Origin of the sequence: Pseudomonas sp. KCJK9111, assembly GCF_046231935.1 — a bacterium.
Taxonomy (GTDB): Bacteria; Pseudomonadota; Gammaproteobacteria; order Pseudomonadales; family Pseudomonadaceae; genus Aquipseudomonas; species Aquipseudomonas parafulva_B.
The window spans coordinates 129,336-143,045 of record NZ_JBJJMO010000003.1 but is presented as its reverse complement, the minus strand read 5'-3'; the positions used below and the strand labels follow the sequence as shown (position 1 = coordinate 143,045).

At 64.3% G+C, this 13,710-nt stretch carries 10 protein-coding genes; 4 read left to right on the top strand and 6 right to left on the bottom strand.

Annotated elements, in window-relative coordinates; genetic code table 11:
• Positions 1 to 60 precede the first annotated feature (60 nt).
• The 6 genes from ACK59L_RS02585 to edd all read right to left on the bottom strand — a co-directional run bounded on the left by ACK59L_RS02585 (position 61) and on the right by edd (position 7,860).
• Complete coding sequence (locus tag ACK59L_RS02585; RefSeq protein WP_409271665.1) at positions 61 to 1,347, bottom strand: ABC transporter substrate-binding protein; 1,287 nt, start codon at positions 1,345 to 1,347, stop codon at positions 61 to 63.
• A 103-nt stretch (positions 1,348 to 1,450) separates the two neighbouring features.
• Positions 1,451 to 2,701, bottom strand: a complete 1,251-nt coding sequence (locus ACK59L_RS02580) for an AGE family epimerase/isomerase (RefSeq protein WP_409271663.1) — start codon at positions 2,699 to 2,701, stop codon at positions 1,451 to 1,453.
• Between the two features lie 141 nt (positions 2,702 to 2,842).
• Positions 2,843 to 4,297: an ATP-binding protein gene (locus tag ACK59L_RS02575; RefSeq protein WP_196136717.1), complete on the bottom strand. Its 1,455-nt coding sequence runs from the start codon at positions 4,295 to 4,297 to the stop codon at positions 2,843 to 2,845.
• The gene (gene gltR / locus ACK59L_RS02570; RefSeq protein WP_058604449.1) at positions 4,278 to 5,003 is read right to left on the bottom strand and encodes a two-component system response regulator GltR; all 726 of its coding nucleotides are present in this window, start codon (positions 5,001 to 5,003) and stop codon (positions 4,278 to 4,280) included. The genes ACK59L_RS02575 and gltR overlap by 20 nt, the downstream gene beginning before the upstream one ends.
• A 71-nt stretch (positions 5,004 to 5,074) precedes the next feature.
• Positions 5,075 to 6,037 carry a glucokinase gene (locus ACK59L_RS02565; RefSeq protein ID WP_409271660.1) on the bottom strand — a complete coding sequence of 321 codons (963 nt, stop codon included), beginning with the start codon at positions 6,035 to 6,037 and terminating at the stop codon, positions 5,075 to 5,077.
• Positions 6,034 to 7,860 (bottom strand): phosphogluconate dehydratase, encoded by a 1,827-nt coding sequence (gene edd, locus ACK59L_RS02560; protein WP_409271658.1) that lies wholly within the window; start codon positions 7,858 to 7,860, stop codon positions 6,034 to 6,036. Before edd ends, ACK59L_RS02565 begins: the two co-directional genes overlap by 4 nt.
• A 263-nt stretch (positions 7,861 to 8,123) precedes the next feature.
• Between edd and gap the strand changes: the two genes are divergently transcribed.
• From gap to ACK59L_RS02540, 4 genes are all read left to right on the top strand, one after another.
• On the top strand, positions 8,124 to 9,125 hold the full coding sequence (gene gap / locus ACK59L_RS02555; RefSeq protein WP_027913781.1) for a type I glyceraldehyde-3-phosphate dehydrogenase: 1,002 nt from the start codon (positions 8,124 to 8,126) through the stop codon (positions 9,123 to 9,125).
• 205 nt (positions 9,126 to 9,330) lie between these two features.
• A complete protein-coding gene (locus ACK59L_RS02550; RefSeq protein WP_196136720.1) occupies positions 9,331 to 9,846 on the top strand; it encodes an RNA polymerase sigma factor in 516 nt (171 codons plus the stop codon).
• Between the two features lie 79 nt (positions 9,847 to 9,925).
• Positions 9,926 to 10,888: a FecR family protein gene (locus ACK59L_RS02545; RefSeq protein ID WP_409271655.1), complete on the top strand. Its 963-nt coding sequence runs from the start codon at positions 9,926 to 9,928 to the stop codon at positions 10,886 to 10,888.
• 168 nt (positions 10,889 to 11,056) lie between these two features.
• On the top strand, positions 11,057 to 13,645 hold the full coding sequence (locus tag ACK59L_RS02540) for a TonB-dependent receptor (RefSeq protein WP_409271653.1): 2,589 nt from the start codon (positions 11,057 to 11,059) through the stop codon (positions 13,643 to 13,645).
• Positions 13,646 to 13,710 lie beyond the last annotated feature (65 nt).

Genomic DNA, 13,710 nt, shown 5'->3' with positions numbered 1-13,710 from the left:
CGATGGCGCAGCGCCCCGTCAGGCACGCCCGGCACCGGGCCGCATTAGCCCGCCCGTGGGCTATTTGGCTGCTCGGATGGCGGCTGCCAGTTTCTTCGCAGCGTCAGCCGGATTGGCCTTGGGGTCATTGATGTAGTTGGTCACCACATCAAAGAATGCGCCCTGCACGGCCAGCGTCGTGGCCATGTTGTGCGCCATGCTCGGTTGCAGCCCGCCGGTCTTGGCGTCGGCGAGGAAGTCCTTGGCCGAGGTCTGGGCACACGCATCGAACCCATACTTGCCCATGTCGGCGAGCATGTCGTTGCGCACCGGGATTGAGCCCTTGTTGGTGCTGAACACCTTCTGGAACTCCTCACCCAGCACCTTGCGGGCGATGTCCTGCTGGCCGGCAGCAGTGCCCTCATTGCTCTGCTTGAACACCACCAGCGAATCGATGTTGTACAGGAAGGTCTTCTCGGTGCCAGGGAACGGCACGCACTGGTAGTCCTTGCCGGCGGTTTTCTTGGCCAAGGTCCATTCGCTCTTGGCCCAGTCGCCCATGATCTGCATGCCGGCCTTGCCGTTGATGACCTTGGCAGCTTCCAGGTTCCAGTCCTGGCCTTTGCCATCAGGGTCCATGTACGTGGCGACCCGCTTGAGTTCGGTCAGGGCCTTGATCATGTCGGGGCCGGTCAGGGCGTCGTTGTCCAGGTCGACCAGGGCTTTCTTGTAACCGTCGACACCCATCACCGACAGCACGACGCTTTCGAAGACCGTGCTGTCCTGCCACGGCTGGCCACCGTGGGCGAGCGGGATGATGCCTGCAGCCTTGAGCTTGTCGGCAGCGGCATAGAACTCATCGAGGGTGGCGGGCGCCTTGTCGATCCCGGCCTTCTTGAAGGCTTCAGGGTTGATCCACAGCCAGTTGGTACGGTGGATGTTGACGGGAACGGCTACATAGTCGCCGTCGTACTTCACGGTGTCGGCGACTTTCTTGTCCAGCAGTGCATCCCACTTTTCCTGCTTGGCCACATCCTTGAGCACGTCGCTGTCGAGCAGGCCGGTCGCGGCCCAGTCCTGGATGTCGGGGCCCTTGATCTGCGCGACGCCTGGCGGATTGCCAGCCACCGCTCGGCTTTTGAGTACGGTCATGGCGGTAGCGCCGCCACCGCCGGCCACGGCCCCGTCCTTCCAGGTGAAACCATCTTTCTCGACCTGGGCCTTGAGCACATCGACGGCCGCTTTTTCACCACCGGACGTCCACCAGTGCACCACTTCGACGGTGCCCTTGGCATCGGCAGCGTGCGCAGTCAGGGGGAACAGGGAAGCCAGGGAGATCGCGGCAGCGAGACGAAGGTAGGAAGTCATTTCTACACCTTATTGTTGTTATGCCGTGCAAGTCGTTCGCTTGCGTTGCATGGAGTCTAAACAGCGTGCGCGCACCGCCAGGTAACGAAGCGATGCGCGAATGTCATCGTTTGGTTACATTCAGGGCCACACCAGTCGCCAGGCTGCGTGCCAAGGGCAGGCCGGGTAGCAACAGGGCCTGGTAGGCATGGTACAGGTCGGGCTTGCCGGGCCAGATCGTGCCGGCTGGACGGTTGTCGGCATCGAGTTCGTGGTGCCAGCTGCCGCCTGCAAGGTCGATGAAATGCTCGGATATGAAGTCCCAGCAGCGCCGGTACCACTGCTCGAAGCGCGCCTGCCCCGTGCGCTGCAACAGGGCCGCTGCGCATGCGCAGGCTTCAGCGTGAACCCAGTGCAGCCGCGCGCGAACCCGCGGTCGGTCATCCCAGCCAAGGGTGTAGACGAGGCCAGCCTGGCCATCAACGCCCCACGCCTGTTCGCAGGCGGTGTCGAACAGGGTGCGGGCACTGTCGACCATCCAGGGCGGGGGCGTGTGCCCGCAGCGGGCCAGGCTGGCCTCCAGGTGAAGCAAAAGCCTCGCCCACTCGAAGGCATGCCCTGGCGTGGTGCCATAGGGGCGAAAGTGGTCGGCCGGGTGTGCTTGGTTGTAGTCCTTGAGCGGCTGCCAGGCAACGTCGAAGTGTTCCACCACCCGGTAGCCGTTGGCAGCGGCGTGGGTATGGATGATGCGCTCGGCAATGCGCAGGGCGCGTTGCAGCCACACAGGGTTGCCGGTTACATCGGCCAGGGCCAGGAACGCCTCGGTCGCGTGCATGTTGCTGTTGGCGCCGCGGTAGGGCTCAGGCGTCTGCCAGGCGCGATCATAGGCTTCGCGAAGCGCACCTTCCCCTTCGCTCCAGAAATGCCGCTCGATGACGTCGATGGCGTCGGTCAGCAATGCCTCGGCGCCCTCGACGCCCGCCACGACGGCGGAGCTGGCCGCCAAGGCGACGAAAGCATGCAGATACGCTGCCTTGCCGCTTCCCTCGCAGCCCCCCGCCTTGGCAAACCAGCCGCCGTAGCACGCATCCCTCAGGGGGCCACGCAGGGCAGTCACACCGTGGGCAGCCAGCCCCAGGCAGCCCGGTATGCCCTGAAGGTGAGCCAGGGCGAAACAGTGGGTCATCCGGGCAGTGGTCAGGGTCTGGGCGCTTGCATCATCGGCAAGCCTGCCTGCCGCATCCAGGTCACCAAACCCTTCTGCCAGCTTTGCAGCCCTGGCGAAGGCCAGTAACCGCTGCCCCTCGGCCAGACGCCATGCAGTGTGCCCAGGCGCTTGGAGCCAGGACACCTGTGAAGAAAGATCATCGTTCATCGCCAGCGAGGTCCTTGCCAGTCGTGTGCCGATTCTAGCCAGCCAGGCCACGGGGGATGTCACGAACGCGGGTATGATTGTCACGTGCCTGTGACGTTCGACCATCTGCGCGCAGTTGCACGATCAACGCGTGCAGGTGCGTCAATCCACGCCCCGTGGCAGGTACAAGGTCACCCGCAAGCCGCCTTCGCGCAGGTTGAGCAGGCTGACCTCGCCGCCATGGCTGTGGGCGATATTGCGGGCAATGCCCAACCCCAGCCCGTAGCCTTGCTGATGACCGGCCAGCCGCACATGGGGCTCGAACACCTGCTCCATCTGCTGTTGCGGCACCCCCGGCCCTTGATCATCGACCTGCAGCACGAAACCTGCGGCACCGTCGATGATGCGCAGCCGCGCCCGCTCGCCGTACTTGATGGCGTTGTCGATCAGGTTGCCGATGCAGCGCCGCAATGCCAGCGGCTTGCCTGGATACGGCGCCAGGGCATGCCCTTCCAGGGTGATTCGGCCGTCTCGCAGGTACGGCTCAGCCAGCAGTTCGAGGACCTGATTGAGGTCCACCGGCTCGATGTTCTCGTGAATGTCGGTGTCCTTCACGCATTGCAGCGCGCCCTTTACCAGCAGCTCCAGTTCGTCCAGGTCCTGGCTGAACTTGGCTTGCAGGTGTTCGTCTTCAAGCAGCTCGACACGCAGGCGAAGCCGGGTGATGGGCGTGCGCAGATCATGGGAGATGGCGCTGAACAGTTGGCTACGCTCGGTGAGGTAACGGCTGATGCGTTCGCGCATGCTGTTGAAGGCCCGGCCCACCTCCACCACCTCGCTGCCGCCGCCTTCGGCCACTGGCGCCACATCGGCGCCCAGTGACAGCTCGCGCGCTGCACGGGCCAGGCGCTTGAGCGGCCAGCTTTGCCAATGCACCAGCAGCCCGATGAACAGCAACAACAACGCTGTGGTCAGGACGATGAAGCCGATCTGCTGACGCGGCAGACGCTCGGCTTCCAGGCTGGTGTAGGGCTCGGGCAACAACGAGGCGATGTACAGCCATTCGCCTTCGGCCAGACGAATCTGGGTGACCAGCACCGGCGGGTTGAGCGGTTCGAGGGTGAGTGAGTAATGCGCCCATGACCTTGGCAGCTCCTCGAGCTTGAGCCCACTGTTGAAGATGCGCAGTTCATCGGGGTCGACGAATTCGACGGAGATGTCCATCTGCGGCCCGAGACGCTCATGCAGCACCTGCTGGAACACCTCCACCACGGCCTGCTTGCGCGGCGTGACAGGCAGTACCTGCATGTCCAACGGCTTGGCGTTCAGGGAAACGAAAAACCGCGTGCCCCCCATGCTGCGCAACTGGTCGAGCACCATCGGCCGGTAGGCCACGGGCAGTGAGCGAAAGTAACTGACGCTGGCGCTCATGGAGTGGGCCAGGCTGCTGGCACTGGCACGCAGCCCTTGCAACTGGCTGGCGCGCAGCTGGGCCACCCAGATGATGCTCGATAAGCCTTGCGCCAGCAGAACCACCAGCAAGGTCAGCAGCAGCATGCGCCCCAGCAGCGAGCGTGGCAGCAGGCGCCAGCGCCGCTCAGGGTGCAGTGCAGACATGGGTCGCCAGCAGGTAGCCGCTGCCGCGCACGGTGCGGATCAGCCGGGGTGGCTTTTCGGTGTCGCGCAAGCGCTGGCGCAGACGGCTGACGGCCATGTCCACGATGCGGTCCAATGGCATCGGCTCTCGCCCTCGGGTGGCGTTGCCGATGGTATCGCGGTCGAGAATCTGCTGGGGGTGGTCCAGGAACAGCTTGAGCAGCGCAAAGTCCGCACCCGAGAGAATCACCTCCTCTCCATCGCGATGGAACAGGCGATGGCTGACCGTGTCGAGCCGCCAGTCGTCGAATGCCAGCACCGCCCCGCCCGGCGCTGCCTGCCCGAACTCGGCGCGGCGTAGCAAGGCTTTGATGCGGGCCTGCAGCTCGCGCGGGCTGAACGGCTTGCCCAGGTAGTCATCGGCGCCAAGCTCAAGCCCGATGACCCGATCGGTTTCGTCCGAGCTTGCCGTCAACATGATGATGGGCACCCGCGCCTGGCGCGGGTGCTGGCGTACCCAGCGACACAGGCTGAAACCGTCCTCGTCCGGCAGCATGACGTCCAGGATCACCAGGTCACACGCTGTGGTGTCCAGGGCATGACGAAACCCGGCGCCATCGGCCTGGGCATTGACCTGAAAGCCCGAACGGCTGAGGTAGGTTTGCAACAATTCGCGAATTTCCTGATCGTCGTCAACCATCAGGATGGATTTGCCGGCAGTGCTCAAGGGTATGTCCTTTTGTGCTGGCGGGTCTTGTTGCCCGCTGACCTGTGTCGCCTTGCAGGGTGCCCAGGCGGTTAACCTTGATCCAGGGCCTGCTGCAAGGCCACACCAGCGCCCAGCAGCCCGGAAAACTCGGCCGTCACCAGCCACACGGGCACGCCTTCGAAGTAACCGCTCATGCAGCCTTTGTCGCCGAAGCTGGCGGTGAAACCGCTGCGCAGGAACAGCTCGGCAAAACGCGGGATCACCCCGCCGACGATATATACCCCACCGCGCGCACCCAGGGTAAGCACGTTGTTGCCCGCCACCCGCCCCAGGAATCGGCAGAACTGCTCGATCACCGCTCGCGCCCGCGGCTCGCCGCCCAGGGCTGCATCGGTGATCTGCGCCGGTGAGGTGTGCCGCGGGTTCTCGCCATCCAGGGCGCAGATGGCCTGATACAGGCGCACCAGCCCGCCGCCGCTGAGCACCGTCTCGGCACTGACATGGCCGATCTGGCTATGGATGTGCTGATGGATCGCCGCCTCCCGGGCATTGCCCACGGGCAGATCGACGTGCCCGCCCTCGCCTGGCAAGGCATGCCAGTGCTTGCCCCCCAGGCGCAACAGCGAGCCGACACCCAGGCCTGTACCCGGGCCGATGACCAGCGCCGGGCGCAACGGATCGGCCTGCCCTGGGCATACCTCTCGAAACTCACCTTCGCGCAGGCGGGTCATGCCAAGGGCCATGGCGGTGAAATCGTTGATCAGCAACAGGTGCCCGATCTGTAACCGCTGGCAAAAGGCGGTCCGGCTCAGGCGCCAGTGGTTGTTGGTGAAGCGAAATTCATCACCATCGACCGGGCCGGCTACGGCCAGGCAAGCGGCGGCTATACCACCACGGGGGATGGCCAGGGCTTCTAGATACGCCTCGATGGCCTGTTCGGGGCTTGTGTAGTCCTCGGTGGCGAAAACCTTCACCTCGTGCAGCTGGTTGTCACGCCATAACGCAAAACGGGCATTGGTGCCGCCGATGTCGCCAACCAGCAGGTCATTCATTTCAGGTTCTCCAAGGCAGAGGTAAAGGCGCTGGCGCCCTGCTCTGCCGGGCTGAACGCCATGCGCATGAAACCGAAGAGCTCGCGTCCGCAACCCAGGTCATTGCCTTGGGGCGCGGTCGCCAGGTCACGCTGGGCCTGCTCGTCGGCCGGTACCATCACCCGCAACGTACCTTCAGCGCCATCGACCCGCACGATATCACCATCGCGCAGCCGTGCCAGCGGGCCGCCATCATAGGCTTCGGGGCACACGTGAATGGCGGCGGGTATCTTGCCCGATGCACCGGACATGCGCCCATCGGTCACCAGGGCTACCTTGTAACCGCGATCCTGCAACACGCCAAGGAATGGGGTGAGTTTGTGCAGTTCAGGCATGCCGTTGCAGCGCGGGCCCTGGAAGCGCACCACCGCGACGAAGTCCCGCTCCAGCTCGCCTGCCTTGAAGGCATCGGCCAATGACTGCTGATCGTGGAAGATGCGCGCCGGCGCCTCGACCACACGGTGCTCCGGTGCCACGGCGGAGACTTTCATCACGCCACGCCCCAGGTTGCCTTCCATCACCCGCAATCCACCTTCGGCGGAGAATGGCCGCGCCACGGGCCGCAGGATGCTTTCGTCCAGGCTCTGCTGCGGCCCTTCGCGCCAGACCAGCTTGCCGTCCTCCAGGAACGGCTCCTGGGTATAACGACGCAGGCTGGGGCCGGCGACGGTGTTGACGTCCTCGTGCAGCAAGCCGGCATCGAGCAGCTCGCGGATCAGGAAGGCCATGCCGCCGGCGGCCTGGAAGTGGTTGATGTCGGCCTTGCCGTTGGGGTAGACGTGGGACAGGGTCGGCACCACGTCGGACAGGTCGGCCATGTCCTGCCAGGTCAGTTGGATACCGGCGGCCTGGGCGATGGCCGGAATGTGCAGGGTATGGTTGGTGGAGCCGCCTGTGGCATGCAGGGCCACGATCGAGTTGACCAGCGCCTTCTCGTCGACGATCTCGCCCAGGGGCATGAAGGTGCCGCTGGCCTTGGTCATACGCGTGACCTGTTGTGCAGCCTCGGCGGTCAGTGCGTCGCGCAGCGGCGTGTAGGGGTTGACGAAGGAGGCACCCGGCAGGTGCAGCCCCATCACTTCCATCACCAGCTGGTTGGTGTTGGCCGTGCCGTAGAAGGTGCAGGTGCCAGGGCCGTGGTAGGACTGCATTTCCGATTCCAGCAGTTCCTCCCGGCTGGCCTTGCCTTCGGCATAACGCTGGCGCACATCGGCTTTCTGCTTGTTGGAAATACCCGAGACCATTGGCCCGCCCGGTACGAACACCGTGGGCAAGTGACCAAAGCGCAAGGCCCCCATCATCAGGCCCGGCACGATCTTGTCGCAGATGCCCAGCATCAGGGCCGCATCGAACATGTTGTGGGACAACGCCACGGCAGTGGACATGGCGATCACTTCACGGCTGGCGATGGCCAGTTCCATGCCCGGCTCGCCCTGGGTGACGCCATCGCACATGGCCGGCACACCGCCAGCGAACTGGCCCACCGAGCCGACTTCGCGCAGGGCATGCTTGATCTGTTCGGGAAAATGCAGGTAGGGCTGATGGGCCGACAGCATGTCGTTGTAGGCCGAGACGATGGCCACGTTGGCCGCGTTCATCAGGCGCAGGGTCTGTTTGTCCTCGCTGCCGCAACCGGCCACGCCATGGGCGAAGTTGGCGCATTGCAGGCTGGCACGCATCGGGCCCTCGCTGGCGGCCCCGCGGATCAGCTGCAGGTAGCGTTCGCGGGTGGCGCGACTACGCTCGACCAGCCGTTGGGTGACCTCAAGGATGCGCGGGTGCATGTACTGGACTCCAGGCTAATTGTAAGGGCGGTTTACCAAGTGACCGTGCCCTGCCGATTGCCGCCTAGGCTCAAAGGGACAGGCGCGCACTGCTTCGGAAGGCTCACGATCGAACCGCTCGTTGTAGGTTTAAACAAAATACTGCCACTAAAAAGGCTTGTTTTCTATCTGCAACTGAATAATCTTGTAATTCCAACAACAAAACCGTTTCAGTGAAGCACCTTTGTGCCACAGGTTTGACTCGGACTGCCAGAGGTATCGCCATGACCCTTCGCATCGCCATCAACGGATTCGGCCGCATCGGGCGCAATGTCCTGCGCGCACTCTATACCCAGGGCTACCGCCAGGACATGCAGGTCGTCGCCATCAACGACCTGGGCGACAGCACCATGAACGCCCACCTGCTCAAGTACGACAGCGTGCACGGCACCTTCGAGGCCAGCGTCGAAGCGGACCACGAAAGCCTCACCGTCAACGGCGACCGCATCGCGGTCAGCGCCATTCGCAACCCGGCCGAACTGCCCTGGAAAGCCCTGGCGATCGATGTGGTCTTCGAATGCACGGGGCTGTTCACCGAGCGCGACAAGGCTGCTGCACACATCGCCGCCGGGGCTGGCAAGGTGATCGTCTCGGCGCCAGCCAAGGGCGCTGATGCCACCGTGGTGTATGGCGTCAACCACGACGTGCTGCGCGCCTCGCACCAGGTCATCTCCAACGCTTCCTGCACCACCAACTGCCTGGCGCCCATCGCCCAGGTGCTGCACCGCGAGTTCGGTATCGAGCAAGGCCTGATGACCACCATCCACGCCTACACCAACGATCAGGTGCTGACCGACGTGTACCACAGCGACCCTTATCGCGCCCGTTCGGCCACCCAGTCGATGATCCCGAGCAAGACCGGCGCCGCCGAAGCCGTGGGCCTGGTATTGCCGGAGCTGGCTGGCAAGCTCACTGGCATGGCCGTGCGGGTACCGGTGATCAACGTGTCGCTGGTGGACCTCACCGTCAACCTCAAGCGCGAAGCCACGGCCGAACAGGTCAACCAGCTGTTCCTGGAGGCCAGCAAGCATTCGCGGGTACTGGGCTACAACGCCCTGCCCCTGGTCTCGTGCGACTTCAACCACAACCCGCTGTCGTCGATCTTCGATGCCAATCACACGCGGGCCAACGGGCGCATGCTCAAGGTGCTGGCCTGGTACGACAACGAGTGGGGCTTCTCCAACCGCATGCTGGACAACTGCCTGGCGCTCTGCCGCGCTCAGTAACGGCTGTGCCAGCACGTGCTGGCCACTGGAATGGGCCACATGGCTGGCACTCAATGCTGGGGGGTATATAGCCCGTATCGTCGTAGCCGCTTCGCGGCTTCGGCGAGACCCGCGGCGCCGTTACGATTTGCCTACATATTGCAGCTTGACCTCAAGTAGGGATGATAAGCATTATCATTGACCGCTTGTCAGGTCAGGTCGCTCCGTGAGTCAGTCCCGGTTCAATTCCGTATTCCTCAGCCAGAGGCCCATCTTGCTGCGCACGCTCCAGCGCATGGTCGGCAACCGTTGTACCGCCGAAGACCTGCTCCAGGAAACCTACCTGCGCGTCTCACGCGCACTGGGCGAGCGTTCGGTCCAGCACATCGAACCCTTCGTCTTTCAGACCGCGCGCAATCTTGCGCTCGACCATTTGCGTGCCCGCCGCGTACAGGCCCGAACCCTGGTCGACGACGTGTCTGACGAGGTGGTAAACAATGTCGCCGTGCCCGCCAGCAGCAACGAAGAGGCTGCGCATGCCGAGCACCTGCTCCGTCACCTGAGCGAAAGCCTGAAGCAACTGACCCAGCGCCAGCAAAGGATCTTCACGTTAAGCCGGCTGCAGGGCGCCACCTATCTTGAAATCGCCCAGCAGCTGGGGGTTTCTGCGAGCACGGTGCAAAAGGAACTGAAGTTGATCATGGGTATCTGCCTGGGTGTTGCCCAGCGCCTGGACGACTGACGGGCCGCCGCGATGAGGCCTGCTTGCCACATCACGCCAGCGCCCTGATCATCTGCGCACGCCCGCTCAAGGATTCACCGTGACCGACAGCCCCGAACATCCTCCATCACCTGCCACGCCCGATGCGCGTCGTCGCGCCACGGACGAGGCCTTGGCATGGCTGGTCCGTCTTGAAACCGCCGAGCCTGCCGACCACCTTGCCTTCGAAACCTGGCTGCACGCCAATCCTGAAAATGCTGAAGCGTTCGTGCAGGCCGAGGCCTTGTGGAACGGTGCAGCGCTCAAGCAGGCCGCTGCACAGCTGCAGGGCCATCCACCGCGCCCTCTCGCCGGTCGTCTGCGTCGCCATTGGAAACCACTGGCCACCGCCGCCGCGCTGCTGGTAGGCCTGCTCATGTTCGGCAACGTGCCGGTGCGCCTGCAAGCTGATCACCTGACGGTCGTGGGGGAACGCCACCGGGTGGAACTGCAGGACGATGCCCGGGTGCTGCTCAATACCCAATCAGCGTTTGCCAGCGAGCGCGGCGACGGGCAACAGGTCGCCCGCCTGCTGCAAGGCGAGGCATACTTCCAGGTCCCCAAGGGCGCGCCGGCCCCGCTTGAGGTGCAGGCCGGCCCACTGCGTGCCCAGGCACGCGACACCGATTTTGCCGTCCGCCTGCTCGATGGCCAAGCTTGGGTCAAGGTGCAGCGCGGCGACGTCGACGTACAAGGAGGTCGCGATCAGCGTATCCGTTTGCAGGCCGGCGAGAGTATTCGCGTCGGGCCCGACGGGTTCGGTGCACGCAGGCAACTGGACATGCGCAAGGACCTGGCCTGGGTCGATGGGCGCCTGGTCTTCGAAAACTGCCCCTTGAGCCAGGTGCTGGCCGAGCTGCGCCGCTATTACCCCGGGTGGATCATCAATCGCAATGAGCGGCTGGAGAAGATCGCCGTCACCGGCAACTACCGCCTCGATCAGCCGCTTGAGGCGCTACGTGCGTTGGCCCACATCACCTCGGCACAACTGCATGAGTATCCGGCGCTGGTCATCCTCAACTAAGGCGCCTGCCCACGCGCGACAGCGCGCCACACGCCCAGCTGGGCGCAGGCGATTTATTTTTACGCGATAGCACCCCCCTGTCCGTCTCGTCATAGCCAATGCAATTGATTCTTGTTCAATCAAGAACGCACACCCTATGAACAGTTCGCGCGTCAGGGAGCGCTTTCGATGCCCACCAGTCCTATCCGTTCGACCCTACGTCCCCGCCTGAAGGGGCAACTGTCCCTGTTATCACTCGCCTTGCTCACCACAGGCGCCTACTCCCTCCCCACGCTGGCGGCCGAGCCAGCGTCGGTGAGCACCTCGCGCGTGGGTGCTTACCACTTCGGCATCGCCCAACAGCCGTTGGTATCGGCCATCAATGCCTTCAGCCAGGTCACGGGCTGGCAGGTGGGCTTCGACGCCCGCCTGGCCGAAGGGGTCGCCTCCCCCGGCATACAAGGTTCACTGCCCCCGGAGCAGGCACTCAAACGCCTGCTACAGGGTACTGGCCTGGTCCCGCGCACCATCAGCCGCGGCAACGTGGTGCTCGAGCGCCAGTCAGGTCGCGGGGCCATAGCCCTGCAACAGGTGACCGTCAGCGCTACCCGCAGTGCCCAGGACGTGAGCCAGGTCCCCAGCACGGTCAGCGTGCAGACCCGAGAACAACTCGACCGGCAGAACGTCAACACCCTCCAGGACCTGGTGCGCTACGAGCCGGGTGTCTCGGTGGCGGGGACCGGGCAGCGTAGCGGCCTGAACGGCTACAACATTCGCGGCATCGACGGCGAACGGATACTCACCCAAATAGACGGTGTGGCCATCCCGGACAGCTTCTTCTACGGGCCCTACGCCCAGACCCAGCGCAATTACGTCGACCCGGAGATCATCAAGCGTGTGGAAATCCTGCGCGGCCCAGCCTCGGTGCTCTACGGCAGCAATGCCATCGGCGGTGCGGTGAGCTATTTCACCCTTGACCCTGAAGACATCATCAAGCCCGGCAGAGACGCTGGCGCACGACTGAAAACCGGCTACAGCTCAGCCGATGACAGTTGGCTGACGTCCGCCACCGTAGCGGGTCGTGAGGGCAGCCTGGACGGCCTGCTGCACCTGAGCCAGCGCAACGGTCACGAAACCCAGAGCCATGCCGATCACGGCGGCGTAGGCCTTGCACGCACCCGCGCCAACCCGGTGGATGCGCGCACCACCAACGTGTTGGCCAAGCTGGGCTGGGACTACGCCGACGACGCCCGGCTGGGCGTGACCTACGAACGCTTCAAGGACGACCGCGACCAGAACCTGCTCAGCGCCGTAGGCGGGCCGTTCATCCCGGGTTTTGGTGCCATGAATTCGTACCGCATGCGCCAGGGCAACGACACCATCACCCGCGAGCGCTTCGGCCTGAACCACCGTTTCGGCCTGGACAGCCTTTTCGCGGACGAGGTCAAGTGGAGCCTGAACTACCAGATCGCCAAGACCGATCAGCGCACCGACGAGCTGTACGTCGCTTCGGGGCGTCAGGTACTGCGCGACCGCCAGACCACCTACAAGGATCGCCAGTGGATCTTCGATGCCCAGCTGGAGAAGGCCTTCAGCCTAGGCCAGACCGATCACTCGCTGACCTATGGCACCACCCTCAAGCACCAGGACGTCACCGGGGCGCGCAGCGGTACTGGCACGTGCGTGAACATCGGCGGCACTTGCCGGGGTATCGGCCAGGACAGCCCGCGCGACGGCCAGGCGCTGGTCAGCGACTTCCCGGACCCGACCGTCAATACCTACAGTTTGTTCGTTCAGGACGAGGTTCGCTGGGGCAACTGGACGTTCCTGCCAGGTGCGCGCTACGACTACACACGCATGGCGCCTCACTTTACCGACGCCTTCCTGCGCGGGCTTGACGCCAGCGGTACGGCCCCGGCTTTCCAGGATGATTCGGACAAGAAGTGGCACCGCGTGTCGCCCAAGCTGGGGGTGACCTATGCCTTCAACGACCACTACACCGGATACGCGCAATACGCCCAGGGCTTCCGCACGCCCACGGCCAAGTCCATGTACGGCAAGTTCGTGAACCTGGAGCAAGGCTACCGCGTGGAGGGTAACCCTGGCCTGCAGCCTGAGCGCAGCAAGGGCCTGGAAACCGGCCTGCGCGGCCGCTTCGACGCGGGCAGCTTCGATGTGGCGGTCTACTACAACAAGTACCGCGACTTCATTGACGAAGACGCCGTGCAGAGCGCCAACCTCGAGCAGACATTCCAGGCCAACAACATCAAGCGCGCGACCATCAAAGGTGCCGAGGTAAAAGGCCAGCTGGAACTCGACCGGTTTGGCGCGCCAGCGGGGCTGTATGCACAAGGCTCCCTGGCGTACACCTACGGCCGCAACGACGACAGCGGCCAGCCGCTCAACACCGTCAACCCGCTCAAGGGCGTCGTGGGCCTGGGCTACACGCAGGGCGACATGGGTGGACTGCTGAGCTGGACGCTGGTCAAGCGCAAGACGCGGGTCGACGACAGCACCTTCTATTCGCCCGATGGCTCGGCGTCGAAGTTCCGCACGCCCGGCTATGGCGTACTGGACCTGACCGGCTTCTACAACGTCACCGATGACATCACGGTGAACGCTGGCCTGTACAACCTCACCGACAAGAAATACTGGCAGTGGGACTCGGTGCGCAGCTACGACGGCCAAGGGGAGGCCGCGGTGACCCAGCCGGCCAACATCGACCGCCTGAGCATGCCGGGCCGTAACTTCGCCATCAACGTGGTGTGGGATATCTGAGGCGCTGGCGCAGCTGGGGCCGGCCGGGCCGCTGTGCACCCGGCTTGGCTCCCAGCACCCACGCC

Coding starts and splice junctions, on each gene's coding strand:
- gap (WP_027913781.1), top strand. CDS start 8,124: ATGACCCTTCGCATCGCCATCAACGGATTCGGCCGCATCGGGCGCAAT.
- ACK59L_RS02540 (WP_409271653.1), top strand. CDS start 11,057: ATGCCCACCAGTCCTATCCGTTCGACCCTACGTCCCCGCCTGAAGGGG.
- ACK59L_RS02565 (WP_409271660.1), bottom strand. CDS start 6,037: ATGAATGACCTGCTGGTTGGCGACATCGGCGGCACCAATGCCCGTTTT.
- ACK59L_RS02580 (WP_409271663.1), bottom strand. CDS start 2,701: ATGAACGATGATCTTTCTTCACAGGTGTCCTGGCTCCAAGCGCCTGGG.
- edd (WP_409271658.1), bottom strand. CDS start 7,860: ATGCACCCGCGCATCCTTGAGGTCACCCAACGGCTGGTCGAGCGTAGT.
- ACK59L_RS02585 (WP_409271665.1), bottom strand. CDS start 1,347: ATGACTTCCTACCTTCGTCTCGCTGCCGCGATCTCCCTGGCTTCCCTG.
- ACK59L_RS02575 (WP_196136717.1), bottom strand. CDS start 4,297: ATGTCTGCACTGCACCCTGAGCGGCGCTGGCGCCTGCTGCCACGCTCG.